General features: G+C 37.2%; 21 protein-coding genes. 12 read left to right on the forward strand and 9 right to left on the reverse strand.

Going from position 1 to position 18,668, the window contains the following annotated elements:
* The first annotated feature begins 35 nt into the window (after nucleotides 1-35).
* Complete coding sequence (locus FUA48_RS02075; protein ID WP_147581893.1) at nucleotides 36-389, forward strand: hypothetical protein; 354 nt, start codon at nucleotides 36-38, stop codon at nucleotides 387-389.
* Nucleotides 390-490: 101 nt separating this feature from the next.
* Complete coding sequence (locus tag FUA48_RS02080) at nucleotides 491-955, forward strand: hypothetical protein (RefSeq protein ID WP_147581894.1); 465 nt, start codon at nucleotides 491-493, stop codon at nucleotides 953-955.
* Between the two features lie 49 nt (nucleotides 956-1,004).
* Here FUA48_RS02080 and rpmA read toward each other — a convergent pair whose 3' ends face one another.
* Both rpmA and rplU read right to left on the reverse strand, forming a co-directional pair.
* The gene (gene rpmA, locus FUA48_RS02085; RefSeq protein ID WP_129752131.1) at nucleotides 1,005-1,265 is read right to left on the reverse strand and encodes a 50S ribosomal protein L27; all 261 of its coding nucleotides are present in this window, start codon (nucleotides 1,263-1,265) and stop codon (nucleotides 1,005-1,007) included.
* Between the two features lie 23 nt (nucleotides 1,266-1,288).
* A complete protein-coding gene (gene rplU / locus FUA48_RS02090; protein ID WP_035135157.1) occupies nucleotides 1,289-1,648 on the reverse strand; it encodes a 50S ribosomal protein L21 in 360 nt (119 codons plus the stop codon).
* Between the two features lie 190 nt (nucleotides 1,649-1,838).
* On the opposite strand from rplU, the gene FUA48_RS02095 reads away from it, so the two are divergent.
* Both FUA48_RS02095 and FUA48_RS02100 read left to right on the forward strand, forming a co-directional pair.
* Nucleotides 1,839-3,164, forward strand: a complete 1,326-nt coding sequence (locus FUA48_RS02095; RefSeq protein ID WP_147581895.1) for a M16 family metallopeptidase — start codon at nucleotides 1,839-1,841, stop codon at nucleotides 3,162-3,164.
* Between the two features lie 14 nt (nucleotides 3,165-3,178).
* Nucleotides 3,179-5,221 carry an insulinase family protein gene (locus tag FUA48_RS02100; protein ID WP_147581896.1) on the forward strand — a complete coding sequence of 681 codons (2,043 nt, stop codon included), beginning with the start codon at nucleotides 3,179-3,181 and terminating at the stop codon, nucleotides 5,219-5,221.
* A gap of 64 nt (nucleotides 5,222-5,285) precedes the next feature.
* Here FUA48_RS02100 and FUA48_RS02105 read toward each other — a convergent pair whose 3' ends face one another.
* On the reverse strand, nucleotides 5,286-6,152 hold the full coding sequence (locus FUA48_RS02105) for a DMT family transporter (RefSeq protein WP_147581897.1): 867 nt from the start codon (nucleotides 6,150-6,152) through the stop codon (nucleotides 5,286-5,288).
* A gap of 114 nt (nucleotides 6,153-6,266) precedes the next feature.
* Between FUA48_RS02105 and FUA48_RS02110 the strand changes: the two genes are divergently transcribed.
* Nucleotides 6,267-6,809 (forward strand): heavy-metal-associated domain-containing protein, encoded by a 543-nt coding sequence (locus tag FUA48_RS02110; protein ID WP_147581898.1) that lies wholly within the window; start codon nucleotides 6,267-6,269, stop codon nucleotides 6,807-6,809.
* A 46-nt stretch (nucleotides 6,810-6,855) separates the two neighbouring features.
* Here the strand turns inward: FUA48_RS02110 and gldD are convergent, their stop codons facing one another.
* Genes gldD through mutY form a run of 4 tightly spaced genes read right to left on the reverse strand, consistent with a single transcriptional unit; the run spans nucleotide 6,856 to nucleotide 10,290 of the window.
* Nucleotides 6,856-7,389 (reverse strand): gliding motility lipoprotein GldD, encoded by a 534-nt coding sequence (gldD, locus tag FUA48_RS02115; protein WP_394349206.1) that lies wholly within the window; start codon nucleotides 7,387-7,389, stop codon nucleotides 6,856-6,858.
* Between the two features lie 36 nt (nucleotides 7,390-7,425).
* Nucleotides 7,426-8,715, reverse strand: coding sequence for a gliding motility-associated protein GldE (gene gldE, locus FUA48_RS02120; RefSeq protein WP_147581900.1), 1,290 nt, complete (start codon nucleotides 8,713-8,715; stop codon nucleotides 7,426-7,428).
* A 23-nt stretch (nucleotides 8,716-8,738) separates the two neighbouring features.
* The gene (locus tag FUA48_RS02125; protein ID WP_147581901.1) at nucleotides 8,739-9,212 is read right to left on the reverse strand and encodes a single-stranded DNA-binding protein; all 474 of its coding nucleotides are present in this window, start codon (nucleotides 9,210-9,212) and stop codon (nucleotides 8,739-8,741) included.
* A 40-nt stretch (nucleotides 9,213-9,252) separates the two neighbouring features.
* Nucleotides 9,253-10,290: an A/G-specific adenine glycosylase gene (mutY, locus tag FUA48_RS02130; protein WP_147584940.1), complete on the reverse strand. Its 1,038-nt coding sequence runs from the start codon at nucleotides 10,288-10,290 to the stop codon at nucleotides 9,253-9,255.
* Between the two features lie 147 nt (nucleotides 10,291-10,437).
* Between mutY and FUA48_RS02135 the strand changes: the two genes are divergently transcribed.
* The 6 genes from FUA48_RS02135 to FUA48_RS02160 all read left to right on the forward strand — a co-directional run bounded on the left by FUA48_RS02135 (nucleotide 10,438) and on the right by FUA48_RS02160 (nucleotide 16,268).
* The gene (locus FUA48_RS02135; RefSeq protein WP_129752140.1) at nucleotides 10,438-10,734 is read left to right on the forward strand and encodes an HU family DNA-binding protein; all 297 of its coding nucleotides are present in this window, start codon (nucleotides 10,438-10,440) and stop codon (nucleotides 10,732-10,734) included.
* Nucleotides 10,735-11,114: 380 nt separating this feature from the next.
* Nucleotides 11,115-12,671 (forward strand): Rne/Rng family ribonuclease, encoded by a 1,557-nt coding sequence (locus FUA48_RS02140; RefSeq protein ID WP_240732526.1) that lies wholly within the window; start codon nucleotides 11,115-11,117, stop codon nucleotides 12,669-12,671.
* 96 nt (nucleotides 12,672-12,767) lie between these two features.
* The gene (locus FUA48_RS02145) at nucleotides 12,768-13,697 is read left to right on the forward strand and encodes a hypothetical protein (RefSeq protein ID WP_147581903.1); all 930 of its coding nucleotides are present in this window, start codon (nucleotides 12,768-12,770) and stop codon (nucleotides 13,695-13,697) included.
* 96 nt (nucleotides 13,698-13,793) lie between these two features.
* Nucleotides 13,794-14,615, forward strand: coding sequence for an SDR family NAD(P)-dependent oxidoreductase (locus FUA48_RS02150; RefSeq protein ID WP_147581904.1), 822 nt, complete (start codon nucleotides 13,794-13,796; stop codon nucleotides 14,613-14,615).
* 69 nt (nucleotides 14,616-14,684) lie between these two features.
* Entirely contained in the window at nucleotides 14,685-15,581 is an 897-nt protein-coding gene (locus FUA48_RS02155) for a helix-turn-helix domain-containing protein (RefSeq protein ID WP_147581905.1), read from the forward strand.
* A gap of 132 nt (nucleotides 15,582-15,713) precedes the next feature.
* On the forward strand, nucleotides 15,714-16,268 hold the full coding sequence (locus tag FUA48_RS02160; RefSeq protein WP_147581906.1) for a dihydrofolate reductase family protein: 555 nt from the start codon (nucleotides 15,714-15,716) through the stop codon (nucleotides 16,266-16,268).
* Here FUA48_RS02160 and FUA48_RS02165 read toward each other — a convergent pair whose 3' ends face one another.
* Both FUA48_RS02165 and FUA48_RS02170 read right to left on the reverse strand, forming a co-directional pair.
* A complete protein-coding gene (locus FUA48_RS02165; RefSeq protein WP_147581907.1) occupies nucleotides 16,269-16,724 on the reverse strand; it encodes a gliding motility lipoprotein GldH family protein in 456 nt (151 codons plus the stop codon). It lies immediately after the preceding gene.
* Nucleotides 16,725-16,783: 59 nt separating this feature from the next.
* Nucleotides 16,784-17,656, reverse strand: coding sequence for an AraC family transcriptional regulator (locus FUA48_RS02170; RefSeq protein ID WP_147581908.1), 873 nt, complete (start codon nucleotides 17,654-17,656; stop codon nucleotides 16,784-16,786).
* 185 nt (nucleotides 17,657-17,841) lie between these two features.
* On the opposite strand from FUA48_RS02170, the gene FUA48_RS02175 reads away from it, so the two are divergent.
* Nucleotides 17,842-18,426 (forward strand): hypothetical protein, encoded by a 585-nt coding sequence (locus FUA48_RS02175; RefSeq protein ID WP_147581909.1) that lies wholly within the window; start codon nucleotides 17,842-17,844, stop codon nucleotides 18,424-18,426.
* Nucleotides 18,427-18,668 lie beyond the last annotated feature (242 nt).

Below are 18,668 nucleotides of genomic sequence, written 5' to 3' on the forward strand. Positions count from 1 at the left end.
TAGTCGGTTACACAAATTTAAAATATCTTTGCACCGTGAAAGAAACGGTTAAAAAAATCAGTTTAGCATTAATTGCCGCCTTATACCTGCTTGCCGCGGGTGTGACTGGCTGCTACATGCCTGATTTTAAACCTAACACGTTAAAATCGTCTAAAGAGGTTTATCTTATTAAAAGCGAGTACAAATCGTCGCTTCATACTGTTTCCGAATCTAAGTTTACCGAAACCGCCGCTAATAAAATCAGTAATCCGGTTTACGGCATTACTCACGAGTATGGTATTGACTGCTTTATACCAAGTACTTTTGCACAGTACATACTTAAATCAGGTAATTTCTTTATCCGTTTCAACACAACGGATATCATCTACCCCTTTCATTACTTCTGGTAAATTCCTTTCCGTTTAAATGCTATAGTATTAGCACATTCTGGAGGCTTGCAATAATTATTGCCAGGCCACAAACTACATGTATATATTAAACACAATTTAAAATGGAATTAGGAACAACAATAATAGGAGGCATCCTTGTATTAGTATGCATTATACCAATAGTAATAGTAAGTAACAACAGAAAGAAAAAAGATAAGCTAACGCTAAAAGCACTTTATGATTTTGCCGAAAACGAGTCGTGTAAAATAGGCTATCATGATATATGGCTTAATGCCGCAATAGGTATAGATAAAGACAATAAGACTTTATTTTTCCTTAAAGGAAACCATAAGGAGCATTACATTAAAAAAGTAGATCTTGAGGAAATAAGAGCCTGCAATGTATTACCGCTGGACGGTATGGACAAGGCAGAGCGCATAGAAAAGCTGGAACTGGCATTGTTCCCTCAAACTAAAAGTGAACCTGCCATACTTTTAGAGTTCTATAGTGCTGATGTTTCTATGCAGCTTGCAGATGAGTTAATGATTGCCAGAAAATGGGACAAACTAATTAACCAAATGGTATAAAAACAGAAAACCCACTCAATTGAGTGGGTTTTTGTATTGTTTCAAATTCTTAAGCTTCAAATGGAACTATCGAAACAAAAGATTTGTTGTTAGCTTTCTTTTGGAACTTAACAACACCAGCAACTTTTGCATGTAAAGTATGATCTTTACCCATGTAAACGTTTTCACCCGGGTTGTGTTTAGAACCTCTCTGTCTTACGATAATGTTACCAGCAATAGCAGCTTGGCCACCAAATATCTTAACGCCTAAACGTTTCGATTCTGATTCTCTACCATTCTTCGAACTACCGACACCTTTCTTGTGAGCCATGATGTTTTGGTTTTAATTGTTAATTATTCTTCTGTAGCTTCCGCTTTTTTAGTCGCTTTCTTCTTAGTACCTCCAGCTGTAATTCCAGAAATTACAATTTGAGTTAAAGATTGACGGTGACCGTTTTTCACTTTGTAACCTTTTCTTCTTTTCTTTTTGAAAACGATTACTTTGTCTCCTTTTAAGTGTTGTAACACTTTGGCTTCAACTGAAGCACCTTCTATAGCCGGGGCGCCAAGGGTTACTGTTCCGTTGTCATCAAGTAAAAGAACTTTTGCAAATGAAATTGCATCTCCTTCTTTACCTTCAAGACGGTGAACATAAACCTTTTGGTCTTTGCTAACTTTAAATTGCTGCCCTGCTATCTCTACGATTGCGTACATAACAATATGGTTTAATTAATTTTTTGAGTTTGCAAATATACGACTTAATATTTATCACACAACATGTTATGGTAAAAAATACGCTCTGCTAACCCCTTAATTATCAATAATGAAAAAAAATAAAAATTTATTGTAACAAAATACCGAAATTGCGTACCAATTATCAAAATCAAAATAATTATTAATTTTTATGAAAAAATCTTTAATGGCTTTGGGTTCACTTCTGATGCTTGGCGGAGTAGCTTCAGCCCAAAAAGTAGCATTTGAGGAATACGATCTGGATAATGGTCTGCATGTAATATTACATCAGGACAAATCGGCTCCTGTTATCGTTACATCGGTTATGTATCACGTAGGTTCTAAAGATGAGAACCCTGAGAGAACAGGATTTGCACATTTCTTTGAGCACCTTTTATTTGAAGGTACAGAAAATATTGCACGTGGAGAGTGGTTTAAAATAGTTACTGCAAACGGTGGTAACAATAACGCCAATACTTCTGACGACAGAACTTACTACTATGAGGTATTCCCTTCTAACAACCTTGAGCTTGCCATTTGGATGGAATCTGAAAGGTTAATGCACCCGGTTATTAACCAAATTGGTGTTGATACTCAAAATGAAGTAGTAAAAGAGGAAAAAAGGCTACGTGTAGACAACCAGCCTTATGGTAACCTTCTTGCAGAGGTTAAAAGAAACCTTTTCACAGTACACCCGTACCGTTGGGCCACTATCGGTTCTATGGACCACCTGGATGCAGCTACCCTAGAGGAGTTCCAGGCTTTCAACAAAAAATTCTATATCCCTAACAATGCTGTATTAGTAATTGCCGGTGATTTAGATATCGCTCAAACTAAAGAGTGGGTAAACAAATACTTTAGTCCTATACCTAAAAGTACACCTATTACACGTCAGCACTTTGAGGAAGCTCCTATCACAAAAACTATCCACGCTACATACGAAGATCCTAATATCCAGCTGCCAATGGCAATTGCTGCATACAGAACTCCTTCTATGAAAACAAGAGAAGCAAGAGTACTTGATATGATCTCTGCTATCCTTAGCGGTGGTAAAAGTTCAAGAATGTACAAGAGAATTGTAGACGAGGAGAAAATGGCACTTCAAATGGGTGCTTTCAACTACAGTCAGGAAGATTACGGTGCATATATTATATATGGTATCCCAATGCAGGGCCACACATCGGAAGAACTTATCGCTGAAGCTGATAAAGAAATCGTAAAACTACAAACTGAACTTATTTCTGAAAAAGAAATGCAAAAGCTTAAAAACCAGTTTGAAAGCCAGTATGTAAACAGCAATGCAAGCGTTGAAGGTGTTGCAGAAAACCTTGCTACTTACTACCTGCTTTATGGTGATGTTAACCTTATAAATACTGAAAACGGTATTTACCAAAGCATTACAAGGGAAGAAATTAGGGATGTGGCTAAAAAATACCTAAACCCTAACCAAAGATTAATTCTTGATTACGTACCAGCTAAAGACAAAGCACAAAACTAAGCATACAAAACATCATGAAAAAAGTAATATATATATTAGCCAGCTTGTTTTTAACAGTTACCATGCAGGCACAAGACAGACCAATGCCCCAGGCGGGCCCGTCGCCTACTGTAAACGTAGGTAAGCCGGAAACATTTAAACTTAAAAACGGTTTAACTGTACTAGTTGTGGAAAACCACAAACTACCCAGAGTATCTTACACTCTTACTATGGACAACGCTCCATATGCTGAAGGAAGCAAAAAAGGTGTTTCAGACCTACTAAGTGCTGTAATAGGTAGCGGTACTAAAAAAATGTCTAAAGAAGCATTTAACGAAGAGATTGACTTTTTAGGTGCTAACATTAACTTCTGGGCCAGCGGTGCTGCCGGAAGCGGACTTTCTAAATACTCTAACAGAATTCTTGAGTTAATGGCAGACGGTGCTCTTAACCCTGTATTTACTCAGGAAGAGTTTGATAAGCAAAAAGCTAAAATGATTGAAGGACTTAAGTCTGACGAGAAAAGCGTTTCTGCAGTATCGTCAAGAGTTACAGATCTTTTAATCTACGGTAAAAACCACCCTGCAGGTGAGTATGTTAGCGAAGAAACATTAAACAACGTTACATTAAACGATGTTGTAGAAAACTACAACACATACTTTGTTCCGGGTAACGCCTACCTTGTAATTGTTGGTGACGTTAAAGTAAAAGACGTTAAAAAACAGGTTAAGAAGTTATTTGAAAACTGGACAGCTGGGACAGCTCCAAACATTACTTACACTGACCCTAAAGATGTACAGTACACGCAAATCGACTTTGTTGATATGCCAAACGCAGTACAGTCTGAAATTTCAGTTGTAAACGTTTCTAATCTTAAGATGACAGACAAAGAATACTTTGCTGCTATCCTTGCTAACCAAATCCTTGGTGGTGGTGGAGAAGGCCGTCTATTCCTTAACCTTCGTGAGGCTCACGGATGGACTTACGGTTCATACTCTTCACTTGGTGCTAACAAACGTGTATCTTCTTTCCGTGCTACAGCTTCTGTAAGAAACACAGTAACTGACAGCTCTATCGTTGAGATTCTTAACGAAATGAAGAGAATAAGAACTGACCTTGTTAGTGAAGAAGATCTTAAAAATGCTAAGGCTAAATACATTGGTAACTTTGTAATGCAGATTGAAAAACCATCTACTGTTGCCAGCTACGCTTTAAGAACAGAAACACAAAACCTTCCTGACGATTTCTATGAGAACTATATTAAGAACATTAATGCAGTAACTCCTGAAGATATCAGAAATGCAGCTCAAAAATTCTTTAAGGCTGATAATGCAAGAATCGTAATTGTAGGTAAAGCTGCAGACGTATTACCGGGCCTTGAAAGTAGAAACCTTCCTATCAACTATTTTGATAAGTATGGTAACCCTACACAAAAACCGGTTCTTAACAAACCAGTTCCAGCAGGTGTAACAGCTAAAACAGTTTTAGAAGGTTACATTAACGCTATTGGTGGTGAGAAAGCTGTTAAAGGTGTAAAAACACTTTACACTAAAGCTTCCGGTGTAGTACAGGGTACTCCGCTTGAGCTTACTGTAAAAACTACTGCAGACCACAAAATGTTTGTAGAAATGACTGCTATGGGCATGAGCATGATGAAACAGGTAGTTAACAACAAAGAAGGTTACATGGTACAACAAGGCCAGAAAATGGCTGTTGAAGGTGAAAAACTGGAGGAAATGAGAAAAGGTGCAGTTCCTTTTGATGAGCTTAACCTTGTAAACAATGCTAATGTTACCCTAACAGGTATCGAAACTATTAACGGTACTGATGCATATGCTGTTAAAAACGACGATACAACTTTATACTTTGACACAAAAACAGGTTTAAAAATTGCTGAAGCTAAAGAAATGGAGCAAATGGGTCAGAAAATGACACAAACTACATACTACAGCGATTATAAAGATGTAAAAGGTGTTAAGATTCCTTACAAACTTACAATGAATGTAGGTATCGATATTGAGTTAACAGTTTCTGAGGCTAAAATCAACGAAGGTGTTAGCGATGCTGATTTCCAATAATCATTAAAGATTTTATATACTAAAAAGGCTGCCGATTGGCAGCCTTTTTTATGTGTTTTATTTGTTATTTCCTTGCAGAGAAATAAACCCCTATTAAAATTACCAAAGCTCCGAATCCCTGAGCTAAGCTAAGCGATTCATTATCCAACAAGCCCCAAATACAGGCTACTATAGGTATTAAATAAGTAACCGAAGATGCAAATACAGGAGACGACATTTGTATAAGCCTGAAGAAAACAATATTTGCTATACCGGTACCTAATATACCCAGTATGGCTATATACATCATTGCGGTTTGAGCCTCGGGCTTTATCATTACACCACTAAACCCTGAACAAAATAGGATAATAAGGGCAGGCACAAGCATTACAACAAAATTACCTACTGTTATACTTAGCGGAGTAAGATCTGAAAGGTATTTTTTTATCAGGTTTACGTTTGTAGCATAGCAAATGGTAGCCAACACCACAAACAAAGCAAAATAATAGTTTTGTCCAGGATTGTCTGCAGCACCATTATACACTAAAAGTATACTTCCTATTAAACCTATAACCACCCCAAAATACTGCCTCCTCTGGAACTGAAGCCCAAACACAAGCGCCCCGATAACAAGCGTATTAAGCGGCACCAAAGAATTTAAGATGGCACTAACCGAACTGTTTATTTCCGTTTGTGCTATAGAAAACAGGTATACAGGCAAAAAAGTACCTGTTAATGCTGTTGCAGCTATGTACTTCCACTTACCTAACGGAATGGTTTTAAGACTTTTAAAACCTACTATTAACAGGAAAAGTGCACAGAATATAATACGCAGCGAACCCATCTGGAAAGCCGTAAGCCCTTCCAGACCTCTCTTCATCAATATAAAAGAACTGCCCCAAATACAGGCTAACACTATTAAAAGATACCATTTTAAGTTTTTTGACTGCATATTTTTAAATTATTTTGCCCAAAATTCCGCTATTTAAAACTGCCTGACAACAGTTTTTTCATATTTTTGTAAACTCTTTTAACAGAGTTTATTAACTACACAATATTATATATTATGAACAGTATTAAAAAAATTGCATTCTTCGCACTTACAGCAGCTTTATTTGTTAGCTGTAATGACAAGAAAGAAAACATGGAGACTCCTGAAGGATCTGCAGATACTACAATGACAGATGCTACAGCAGCTGCTAATGTAGAAACAACTTCTTTTAAAATCGATGGTATGGTATGTCCTGATGGATGTGCAGCCATGATAGAACGTAAACTTGCTGCTCTTGAAGGCGTTGAGGATGCTAATGTTGATTTTGACAACAAAACAGCTACAATTTCTTATGACGCTGAAAAACAAACTCCTGAAACACTTGTTTCTACTGTAGAAAACATTCCAAATACAAATGGCGCTTACAAAGTATCAGATGTGCACTCTTCGGCTGACAAAGCTTACTATGGTGTAGATCAGGAGAAAGAAAAAACTAAAAAAGCAGCCGACAAGAAAAACGATAAATCTTGTTCGTCAGGAGAGAAAAAAGAAGGAAGCTCATGCTGTGGCGGAGCTAAAAAATGCTCTTCTGAAACTAAGAAACCTACAACTATGTAATTCTTAAAACATATAAACAAAAAAGGCAGTTAATAGCTGCCTTTTTTTATTTCCATCGTATGCTTTCCATAAGGGTTCGCATATCGTTTTTCACATAACTTGCTGCCGGCATAAGGGAGTCGTAATTAGGCTTTACATAAAAATATAAAGACCCCGTAACAAAATGATTCGTACTGTCGGTTACATAAAACTGAGCATTAGTTGCCGCATCACCTCCTACCTGATAAAACATTCCGTAAAGTTTCTTTTCGGGAATAGCAAACGGCTGTTCCTGTATACCATCAGCCTTAATAACGTGCTCATAAGTCAGTTTTTGTGCATCCCTAAGCAATTTTTCAATATTACCGTTAACAGGCTTGTAAGTAAGGTAAACACTTGCCTTCATGTTAGGGTATCTGAGAGTAAGGTTGCAATTGCCCTTATCTTCAACAACAACTCTATCGTTTACTGCAAAATCAAAAGCACAATCCTTATTATAAAGCATATAGTTGGCCTCGTTGTAATCCAGCCTCAGGTAAGCCTCAGGTTTAGGCACTGTATCGCCTCCGCAGCTTGCCGAAAAAGCAGCTATTGAAACCATTATACCAAAACCAAAAAATCTTTTAATAGCGTCCATTTATAGTAAAGTAACCTTTATTTGTTTTATCCTTCTCTTATCAACAGATTCGACGGTAAAGATATTGTCATTAAAAGTAATTTTTTGTCCTTTTTTAGGAAAATTTCCTGATATCTCTAAAATAAAGCCGCCAAGTGTTTCGGCTTCACCCTTTGCTTCCTCAAACTCCTCTTCCTCAACATCGGTAACCCTGTAAAAGTCCTTAAGGCTTATTTTACCGTCAAAAAGGTAGTTTTTATCGTCTATTTTAGAGTAAATTATATCTTCGTCGTCAAACTCATCGCTTATATCCCCTACTATCTCCTCCAGTATATCCTCCAGCGATATTAACCCCGATGTACCTCCATACTCATCTACTACGATAGCAAGGTGGTTTTTCATGGTTTGAAACTCCTTTAGCAGGTTGTCCAGCTTTTTATTTTCGGGTACAAAAAACGGAGGCCTAATTATTTCCTGCCAGTTAAATTCTTCCTTATCAATATGAGGTATAAGGTCTTTAATAAACAACACCCCTTCAATCTGGTCTATATTGTCACGATACACAGGTATCCTGGAAAACCCTTTATCAAGGATTTTAGGGAATATCTCCTGAAAGGTTTCCTCAATTTCCAGAGCAAAAATATCGATACGCGGACACATAACCTGCTTAACATCGGTATTACCAAAAGATACTATCCCTTCCAGTATCTTCTGTTCTTCCTGGGTAGCATCACCATAATCGGTAAGTTCAAGTGCCTGCGAAAGCTGGTCTACAGAAAAGTTCGACTTCTTATTACCAAATCGTTTGTTTAGAGCCAGTGTAACCTCACGCATAGGCACACTTAAAGGCGACAGTAGTATATTTAGTACATATAGCGGAAAAGCTATCCTTTTGGAAAAACGGATGCTGTTTCTAGAGGCATACAGCTTAGGCAGCACCTCTCCAAACAATAATATAAAAAAGGTAACCAGTAGTATTTCGAGTCCGAATCTTAGAAACGGCGAAATAACATTAGCAAACAGATTGCCCGACAGCCTGAAAAAAAGGATGATAACGGCAAGGTTAAACATGTTATTTGTAATTACTATCGTAGCCAGTAGTTTTTTAGGCTTTTGCAATAGTGTACTAATGAGCTTACCTTTTTTAGGGTTCTCTTCGTTTATCTTATCAAGATCATTGGGAGTAAGCGAGAAAATAGCTACCTCTGTTCCCGAAATGTATGCAGAACAGATTAATAGGAGTAATATCCCTGCGAAACCTATAATAAGGTTATAATCTAACAGCGTGTAACTCGAGGGGTCAGGATCCAAAGCTATACAAATTAGTTAAACAATTAGAACGGAAGGTCATCATCCGGCGCAGGTACATTATGTGGTTCGGCATCCGGTGTTTTGGCTGGTTCGCTGGCAGCACTACCATAGTTTTGCTGCTTTGCAGGTGCTGTGGTGCTACCGCTACCGTCAATATCCTTTTTAGTAGTAAGGAAAGTAAATTCGGTAACCTGAATTTCCGTTGTATATTTAGTAGTACCGTCTTCAGCCTGCCATTGGCGCGACTTAATACGGCCTTCTATATAAATCTTATCTCCTTTGGTAAGGTATTTTTCACAAATTTCTGCAGCTTTGTTCCTCACCACAAGGTTGTGCCATTCGGTAGAAGTTATCTTTTCGTTAGTCTGCTTATTAATATACACTTCATTGGTCGCTAAAGGAAACCTTCCAATGCAGTTGCCTCCTTCAAAATAGTGCAGTTTTACATCATCTCCCAAGTGTCCTATAAGCATTACTTTATTTAACGTTCCGTTCATGGCTTTTACTGTGTTTACTCAAAAATACTAAATTTAATTGTTACTCCCAATGCTTCTCCATAAAATTATGGATCACTATAGGATACGGATAAGCCTTAACCTTATTATAAGACTGCCCATTAACCACAATATCTTTAGTAACCACCTCCCAAAAACGGATGTGCAGGTGCTGATGTGAAAGCTTATGCACAACTTCGGGCATTATAGCATGTACGCTTTTTACCTCAAATTCAAAACCGGGAAACTGTTCAATAAGTTTTACAACTTCCTTATCAGGCACCGGCGTTACAGTCTCCAAAAGCGGAAACTCATACAGATTATGCCAAATACCTTTTGCTGTTCGTTTTTGCACAATGGTATTTCCTAATGCATCTTTAACCACCATATAATTAAAGTACCTGTTGGTCACTTTTGTTTTTTTAAGTTTTACAGGCAGGCTGTCTACCCTACCGGTAGTATAAGCCACACAGTTTACATTAAAAATACAGTTTACACAATCAGGACTTTTAGGAACACATTGTAAAGCCCCAAACTCCATCATTGCCTGATTGAATTCGGCAGCATTATCTTTTGGTAATTGCGAACCTGCCAGCTCTTTGAACTCTGCCTTTGCAGCAGAAGACGATATATCGGTTTCAATACCAAAATAGCGCGACAATACTCTGTACACATTACCGTCTACCACGGGCACAGGTTCATTATAGGATATGGAAGCTATGGCAGCAGCAGTATAATCGCCTACTCCTTTTAGTTTTAATAGCTCCTTATAGCTTGAAGGAAACTTACCGTTTAAGTTATAAGCCACGTGTTTAGCGGTAGCATGGAGGTTGCGTGCACGGGAATAATAACCCAACCCCTGCCATAGCTTAAGCACCTTTTCCTCAGGGGCATCGGCAAGGTCAAACACGGTAGGGAAAGCTTCCTGAAAGCTCAAAAAGTAGGGTAACCCCTGTGCAACCCGTGTTTGCTGAAGCATAATTTCTGACAGCCATATAAAATACGGATTGTGAGTTTTTCGCCATGGCAAATCTCTTTTATTATGTAAATACCACTGAATTAAAGACTTATAAAAAACCATCATTACTTATTAGACAACAAAAGTAAAAGTTTATGTTATTAAATTTTAATGCATTAACGTTGAATAATTGTTTTTTTAATTCATATATTTGCAAACTCAAAAAAATGCACAAGAGAAATATTTAAATACTTATAAATAAGAATAAAAATGACGAAAGCAGACATCGTAGCGAAAATCTCGGAAAAACTGGGTCTAGAAAAAGGAGATGTACAGGCAACAGTTGAGTCTTTTATGGAAGAAGTAAAAAACTCTTTAGAAACGGGTGATAACGTATACCTAAGAGGTTTTGGTAGCTTTATTATTAAAACCCGTGCCGAGAAAACTGGTAGAAACATTTCTAAAAACACTACCATTAAAATTCCTGCACACAACATTCCGGCATTTAAACCTGCGAAAATATTCATTGACGGAGTAAAAACAAATACTGAAGTCAAAGTAAACTAATTATTAATCACAAAACCTTAACACTATGCCAAGTGGTAAAAAAAGAAAAAGACATAAGGTAGCGACTCACAAACGTAAGAAGAGAGCGAGAGCTAACCGTCACAAAAAGAAAAAGTAGTTTAATACTACTTTTTCTTTTTTAAGATTTAAGTTCATTGAAAAAGGTTTTTGTAAGACTCTAAGAAATAACACTCTAGCCTGTAAGGCTCAATTAAAAACACTATTTCTGCAAATTATTGTCTGTAAAAACCGCCGGGTACACAATACCTGTAAATTTATTGTTTAATCCATCTGTATAGAGCAATGGTTTCGATGTTTCAAACTTCAAGTTATATAACCTGAAAGCTAAAACCTGAAATTTTTGCCATGTGCGGATAAAAATGTACAGTGTGAACAAGGAATTAATTATCCGATCCAGTTCTGATGCCGTAGATTTTGCCTTATTAAAAGATGGAAAACTAATTGAATTACACAAGGAACAGGAAGATAAAAACAAGTTTTCTGTTGGCGATATATTTATAGCCAAAATAAGAAAACCTGTTGCCGGCCTTAACGCCGCATTTGTAAACGTAGGCTTTGAAAAAGATGCCTTTTTGCATTATCATGACCTGGGGCCTAATTTGCCCTCCCTGTTGAAATTCATAAAACTTGTAAGCGCAGGTAAAATAAAAGATTTCTCCCTGAAAAACTTTCCTTTTGAAAAAGAAATCGACAAAGACGGAGCCATTACCGATGTTTTGAGCGCCAACCAGTCGGTTCTTGTACAGGTAGTAAAAGAGCCCATATCTACAAAAGGCCCAAGAATAAGCTCAGAGCTTTCACTGGCCGGAAGATATGTTGTTTTAGTACCTTTTTCTGACAGGATCTCAATTTCTCAAAAAATTGATTCCAAAGATGAAAAAGAAAGACTAAAACGTTTGGTTCAGTCTATCAGGCCAAAAGGTTTTGGTGTTATTGTGAGAACAGTAGCAGAAGGCAAAAAAGTAGCCGAACTGGATAAAGACTTGCAAAACCTGATCGATAAATGGTCAGCCATGTGCAAGCGCATCCCATCTGCCCATCATCCCTCTAAAGTATTAGGTGAAGTAAATAAAGTTTCATCAATGCTAAGGGATATTTTTAATGATACCTTTACCGGTATTCATGTGGATGATGAGGATTTGTATTACCAAACAAAGGACTATCTGCAGGAGATAGCCCCTCAAAAAGCTAACATCGTTAAGCTGTACCAGTCTAAGGAACTGCCCCTATTTGAGAAATACAATATAGAAAGGCAGATTAAAACCTCTTTCGGGAAAACGGTATCCATGAGTAAGGGAGCCTACCTTATTATAGAACACACAGAAGCTCTTCACGTTATAGACGTTAACAGCGGGAACCGTTCTAATAAGGCACAAAGCCAGGAAGATACAGCCCTTGAAGTAAACCTTATTGCTGCTGCAGAAATTGCAAGACAACTAAGGCTAAGGGATATGGGTGGAATTATTGTTGTCGATTTTATAGACATGTCTAACCCTGAGAACCGAAAGACCCTCTACGACTTTTTGAAAGAGGAAATGAGCGACGATAAAGCGAAACACAAGATCCTGCCTCCTAGTAAATTTGGACTTATCCAAATTACCAGACAGCGCGTCAGGCCAGAGGTAAACATTAAAACCAGAGAAGAAGACCCTAACAGGGTTAATGGAGAAATTGAAGCTCCTATACTGGTAATAGACCGAATTACGGCCGACCTAGAAAGAATTATAAGAAACCACAAGAAGATAGTGCTTAATGCACACCCTTTTGTGGCTGCATACCTTACTAAAGGTTTTCCATCAATACGTTCAAAATGGTTTTTTGAACATAAAAAATGGGTGAAAATTATACCGCGTGACGCTTACACGTATTTAGAATACAGATTTTTTGACAGCAAAGGAAACGCTATCAAAGAGTAACAAACAAAAACCGCCTTGGGAAACCCTGGCGGTTTTTTTGTTTTTATTATTAAGATTTTTATTAAGTTTATAATATACGTATTAATATTCTTTATTATGAATTCTTTTTTCAACATTCAATTTGGTGAGTTTAATGAATCTTCTCCTAATTGGTTCGACTGGTTTTCCTTAATCATCAACATAATTGTTAGTGCCGCAAGTATATTGTTAGCTTTTTATTTAGCAGAAAGGATATACAAAAAGGAAAAAAAAGACAAGGAAAAGGACAACCTTGACTTACTTAATTCTGAAGTAGATCTATTTGAAAATAGCTTAATCGAACTAAATGTAGCTATAAAATCTCAAATAAAGGATTTAGAAGAATATGTTGAACAAAAGAATTTCTCATTAAAGTTTCACCCTGATATACAAGTAGATTTTCTACAATTTATTGATGTGAAATTTTTATACAAAAAAGAAGGTCTTCAAAACTCAGAATCTATCCAAAAAACAAATCGATTACTAACAAATCTTTACACTCTTTATGACTTTAGAAAATCTCTAAGAGATGAATTAAGAACATATATTAAAAAATATAATTATCATGAATCAAAATTTTATCTATATAGAATGCTTTTACACACAAAATATTTTGAGTTATGCAATAAGAGAAATATAGACGTCAAAATTGAACAGGGAATAAAAAAATGGAGCTTTAATGACGATGATAATTTTATGAAATCCTACACATCTCTGATAAATAAAACCTTAGCTGATGAAGAAATAATGTCAGGCGGAAGTCTTATATCACGTGAAGAATTAACAAAAAAATTTATTATCCCATTGGCGAAAATTTCATATGAACATATGCCTGAAGATTATAACGCAATAGAAGTGAATGAAATCGCAAACCAAGTGATTGCAGCACATCGTGACATGGAAGAAGTCACAGAAAAGCATTTTAATGCCATTAACTCCTATTTGACAAACTTGAATATAATAACCAAAAATATTGAAGCATATCTACCTAATATTCAAACAATCTAATACTCGTCAAAATGTATCATACTCCCCCACTTTTGTATAAGTCCTAAGGTAGGTGCCCTACATAACTTTGTATCATCAATATTAAATGATACAACAATGAGCAAAACAATTTTTATAACAGGTGCTTCAAGAGGATTTGGACGCCTTTGGGCAGAGGCCTTTTTAAACCGTGGTGACAAAGTGGTTGCCACAGCAAGAAATACACAATCGCTTAACGGACTGAAAGAAAAATACGGTGATGCTGTGCTAACACTTCAACTTGACGTAAACAACCGCGAACAAAGTTTTGCAGCAATAAACCAGGCTAAAGAACATTTTGGCACAATAGACGTAGTGATTAATAATGCCGGATACGGATTGTTTGGAACTATTGAGGAAACCAGCGAGGAAGATGCACGCCAACAGATTGAAACCAACGTATTCGGACTACTTTGGGTTACTCAGGCAGCACTTCCTGTTATGAGAGCACAGGGACACGGACACATCATTCAGGTATCAAGTGTACTTGGTATTACTACCCTTCCTAACTTAGGCATTTACAACGCTTCTAAATTTGCCGTGGAAGGCCTTAGCGAAACCTTAGCTGCCGAAGTAAAAGATTTCGGAATCAACATCACATTAGTAGAACCAAATGGTTTTGCTACCGAATGGGCTGGTACCTCTGCTAAACAATCAGAAACAATACCTGCTTACGACCAGGTAAGAGCCGCATTTAACGAAGACATGAGCGACACCGATATTTTTGGTATCCCGGAAGCTACTACACCTGCAATACTTAAACTGGTAGACGCACAAACACCACCGCTTCGACTGTTTTTAGGCAAAGTAGCGCTGCCATGGGCAAAACAAACCTATGAACAGCGTATTAACGAATGGGAAGAGTGGGATGCTGTTGCATCTGCAGCTCACGGAAAATAATTTCACATTGTTTTTTACTAACTTTACACTAGCACCCGCAATGGGTGCCGGTGTTTATCTTTAAAGGTTATGAAACATTTTAAAAGCCTGAGCGAATTTAACCGACAGAACGGTTTTCCGCCACCCGAAAATCCTTTATTAAGTTTAGTAGAATGTAAGGGTTTAGATACCTGTTCTTTAATCAGGGAAGAGTTTACCAGCGATTTTTATGCAATAATGTTCAAAAAAATGAAATCGGGAGTGGTACTGTATGGCCGTACAAAATATGATCATGATAATGGCTCGTTATCATTTATTAAACCCCGACAGATTATACAGCTGGACAATATTGAACTGGAAGAAAACGGTTTTATTATCTATATACACGAAGATTATCTTAATGGCCACAGCCTGCATTCTGAAATAAAGAAATATGGCTTCTTTGAGTATGAGGCTAATGAGGCATTGCATCTTTCCGCTCGTGAAGAACAGATAATCTGGGATCTTTTCTTCAGGATACAGGCAGAGTACAACAATACTACCGACGAGTATAGCCGGGACATTATCTTAACGCATATTGATTCCATACTTAAATATTCGCAACGCTTTTATAAAAGGCAGTTTATAAACCGTACCCAGCTTTCGGGTAAAACGATATCAAAATTCAATGAACTGCTGAGCTCTTATTTTGAGGACGGACAACTAAAGGAAAACGGGCTGCCAACGGTTAAAACTATGGCTGATTCCCTTAACCTTTCTCCCCGCTACTTAAGCGACATGCTTAGGCAGGAAACCGGAAAAACGGCTATAGACCTTATTCATATCCATCTTATAACCGAAGCCAAGCACATGCTCCAGGCATCGGAAAACACGGTAGCAGAAATTGCTTATCACCTTGGTTTCGAAAATCCGCCTTACTTTACAAGGCTCTTTAAAAAAGAGGCAGGATTGACACCAAATGAATACCGTAAACAGTTACTCAATTAATAGTCTACATATAACAAAGCCGCTAAAAGCGGCTTATTTTTTACCCAAACACCCCCTTTTTTTGTCCCAGCTGCCTCCTTACGTTTTAATTTGATTTTCAGAACTTTGAATATCTGAATAAAACATACAGCCATGAGAAAATTAACCATGTACAACTTTATTACCCTTAACGGTTTCTATAAAGGATTAAATGAAGACATAAGCTGGCACAGGCACGGCGGTGAAGAGGAAGGTTTTTCTGTAGACAGCCTTCAGCAGGATAATATGCTCTTATTTGGCAGGGTTACTTACCAAATGATGGCTTCCTTTTGGCCTACCCCAATGGCTATGGAAAGTATGCCCGATGTTGCTACAGGAATGAACAATGCCGAGAAGATAGTATTTTCCAAGTCACTTGATAAAGCCGAGTGGCAAAACACCCGTATTATAAACGGTGATATAATTGAGGAAATAAAAAAACTGAAACAGCAGCCGGGTAAAGACATGACCATACTAGGCAGCGGCAGCATTGTTACACAGTTTGCCGAAGCCGGGCTTATAGATGGTTATGAAATTATGATAGACCCTGTAGCCATAGGTAACGGCACACCCATTTTTAACGGCATAAGCAACAATTTAAACCTGATGCTTACCAATTCAAAAGTATTTAAAAGCGGAGTGATACTGTTAAGCTATGTCCCTCTGTAATTACTCTGTAGTTTCAAGGCTTATTCCTAAAGCAATAACATTAGGCAGATAAGGTCCGTTGACTTCATGCACTACCTTTATTGTATATTTACCTTTAGTAAAGTTTTGTGTTGCTATAGTTTGTGTCAGGTCACAAACATCACCCAGGCAATCACCCAGATCCTCACCTGCCTCATTCTTTAAAAGAAGGACTTCAGGAATCGTAACCTGTGCCTCCCCTTCTTTTATCATATACAACTTAACAGGAACTTTGTCGTAACCCGGTTCAAAAACATAAGAAAAAAACAAGTCCAGTTTTGCTTTTTCAACATCTTCAGTTAATTCAAAACTAAAGGTTTTTGCATCATCTGCTGCCCATCGGTTATCAGGAAAATCGTTGATTTTTTCACTATATAGGGAAAATTTAGCGCAGGAAGTTAAAAGCAACAAAGGAAGAAGAAGCAGTAGTTTTTTCATAAGACTTAGTATTGACTAATAATTGGTTAACCAATATAATCAAATTATTTAAACCGTACTTATTTAATGACCGATTTAAGCTCTTTGCGGTACTGCGAAGCACTCTTGCCCGTAAACTCCTTGAATGCCTTATTAAAATGGCTGAAATTATTAAACCCGCTTTCATAACATACCTCGGTAATGCCAATAGGTTTTTCGGCAAGCAGTTTTGAAGCATGTACAACACGGTATTCATTTACAAAACGGGTAAAGGTCTTATTGGTTATCTTTTTAAAATAACGGCAAAAAGAAGGCACGGTCATACTCACCCTCTCGGCTACCTCATCTAACGGAATAGGTTCCTTAAAATGATCTTTTACATAATTAAATATGGTATTTAGCCTGTCGTTATCCTGAACCTGCATTTCCATAGACAGCCCCTGTGCATTTAAAACCTTATAATCGGCTGCGTCTTCCAGTTCGTTAAGTACCTCAAGCAGCCCCAATAGTCTTTCAAAGTAAGGTTTATCATTAAGTGCCTCTATTTTATGGCCCAGTTTCTTTTTGGTCTCTTCGCCAAAAGCAAGTCCTCCCCTTGCCCTGTCAAACAAATGCTGAACATTCTTCATTTCCGGAATCTCTAAAAAACCTTCCCCTAAAAAATCTGGCTTCATCTGTATTACGGTTTCATTACGGTTTCCGGTAGTGGTGTCGGTAAATCCGCAGTGCGGCAGGTTACTCCCTATTAGTATCAGATCACCATCGGTATAATAAGAAAGGTGTGTGCCTATCTGTCGCTTACCTGAACCCCCGTTTACAAACACCAGTTCTATTTCGGGGTGATAATGCCAAACGTGTGCTTTACTATTTTCATTCTGCATGTATTTAGAATAACAAAACGAACTCCCAAAGGGAGGTTCTATAACTTCAAAAGTGGGTTTAAGCGTTTTCATGTCAACATCATTTTTCTCTTTGCAAATTTACCTAAATATTATGCATTTTTACCAAAATTAACACTAAAACGTTGTAGTAAAGTTAATATAGCATATAAATATGAAAATTATGTGGTAATAGCCAGGACTAAAACACACTAATTTAGCATCATAGAAAAAGATGTAGAACCTTAAGACTTTTAATTATGAAAAATTTTGCGAAAATTGGTTTAGCCGTAGCAGTTTTATTAACTACGTTCGGTGTACGTGCAGGTGAATATGATTTTTCACTGAAGGTAACTAACGAAACAGGAAAAAAAGTAAGTTTTTCTGTTATTGATGCAGAAACAGTAAATTTCTCTATATACAATACTAACGAAGAGTTGTTATTTAACGAACAGGTATCGGGCCCTAACGCTATTAACAGGACTTATGACCTTTCGGCTTTCCCTGAAGGAACCTATTACCTTGAGGCAGAAACAGCTGCTAAAGTTGCACGTTACGAAATTACTGTTGTAAACCAGACAGCTACAATCTCTAAAACTGCTATCGAAGAAACATATAAGCCGGTTATCACTAAAAAAGGTGATTATATCACTGTAACTGTACCTGGTGATGTAAAAACCCCTGTAAACATTACACTATACGATCAGCACAACGGAGAGCTTTACAACGAGACTGTAAAAGGTAACGTTGCTAAGAAGTTCAACACAAGTAAAATATTCTCTAAAGAGTTCACTTTTGTAATTAGTTACAACGACAAAATGTTCTCTGAAACAGTTTCAAAATAAACCCATAATTAGTTCTGAATAAATGCGGCAGCTTCCTTTACAGGGAGCTGTTTTGCTTTTTAACAGGTTACACCACTGCTTAAAAGAATAAGAAATAGTTGTAAAACCGCCAAAGCAAGCGGCAGAAAAAACAACAATAAACATACCCATATATAATATCCTCTATCTTTAATAACATGCAATATTATTAGGGTTAAGTTAATTACCGCCGATGCTATAAAACATACAAGGTAATAAATAGC

The organism is Flavobacterium alkalisoli (genome assembly GCF_008000935.1).
GTDB lineage: Bacteria > Bacteroidota > Bacteroidia > Flavobacteriales > Flavobacteriaceae > Flavobacterium > Flavobacterium alkalisoli.

Bases quoted from the DNA above. Each gene is read 5' to 3' on its own strand.
- FUA48_RS02150 (WP_147581904.1), top strand. From the start codon at position 13,794: ATGAGCAAAACAATTTTTATAACAGGTGCTTCAAGAGGATTTGGACGC.
- rplU (WP_035135157.1), bottom strand. From the start codon at position 1,648: ATGTACGCAATCGTAGAGATAGCAGGGCAGCAATTTAAAGTTAGCAAA.
- FUA48_RS02170 (WP_147581908.1), bottom strand. From the start codon at position 17,656: ATGAAAACGCTTAAACCCACTTTTGAAGTTATAGAACCTCCCTTTGGG.
- mutY (WP_147584940.1), bottom strand. From the start codon at position 10,290: ATGGTTTTTTATAAGTCTTTAATTCAGTGGTATTTACATAATAAAAGA.
- FUA48_RS02140 (WP_240732526.1), top strand. From the start codon at position 11,115: ATGTACAGTGTGAACAAGGAATTAATTATCCGATCCAGTTCTGATGCC.
- rpmA (WP_129752131.1), bottom strand. From the start codon at position 1,265: ATGGCTCACAAGAAAGGTGTCGGTAGTTCGAAGAATGGTAGAGAATCA.
- FUA48_RS02135 (WP_129752140.1), top strand. From the start codon at position 10,438: ATGACGAAAGCAGACATCGTAGCGAAAATCTCGGAAAAACTGGGTCTA.
- FUA48_RS02110 (WP_147581898.1), top strand. From the start codon at position 6,267: ATGAACAGTATTAAAAAAATTGCATTCTTCGCACTTACAGCAGCTTTA.
- FUA48_RS02175 (WP_147581909.1), top strand. From the start codon at position 17,842: ATGAAAAATTTTGCGAAAATTGGTTTAGCCGTAGCAGTTTTATTAACT.
- FUA48_RS02165 (WP_147581907.1), bottom strand. From the start codon at position 16,724: ATGAAAAAACTACTGCTTCTTCTTCCTTTGTTGCTTTTAACTTCCTGC.
- FUA48_RS02105 (WP_147581897.1), bottom strand. From the start codon at position 6,152: ATGCAGTCAAAAAACTTAAAATGGTATCTTTTAATAGTGTTAGCCTGT.
- FUA48_RS02155 (WP_147581905.1), top strand. From the start codon at position 14,685: ATGAAACATTTTAAAAGCCTGAGCGAATTTAACCGACAGAACGGTTTT.
- FUA48_RS02095 (WP_147581895.1), top strand. From the start codon at position 1,839: ATGAAAAAATCTTTAATGGCTTTGGGTTCACTTCTGATGCTTGGCGGA.
- FUA48_RS02125 (WP_147581901.1), bottom strand. From the start codon at position 9,212: ATGAACGGAACGTTAAATAAAGTAATGCTTATAGGACACTTGGGAGAT.
- FUA48_RS02100 (WP_147581896.1), top strand. From the start codon at position 3,179: ATGAAAAAAGTAATATATATATTAGCCAGCTTGTTTTTAACAGTTACC.
- FUA48_RS02145 (WP_147581903.1), top strand. From the start codon at position 12,768: ATGAATTCTTTTTTCAACATTCAATTTGGTGAGTTTAATGAATCTTCT.
- gldD (WP_394349206.1), bottom strand. From the start codon at position 7,389: ATGGTTTCAATAGCTGCTTTTTCGGCAAGCTGCGGAGGCGATACAGTG.
- FUA48_RS02080 (WP_147581894.1), top strand. From the start codon at position 491: ATGGAATTAGGAACAACAATAATAGGAGGCATCCTTGTATTAGTATGC.
- FUA48_RS02160 (WP_147581906.1), top strand. From the start codon at position 15,714: ATGAGAAAATTAACCATGTACAACTTTATTACCCTTAACGGTTTCTAT.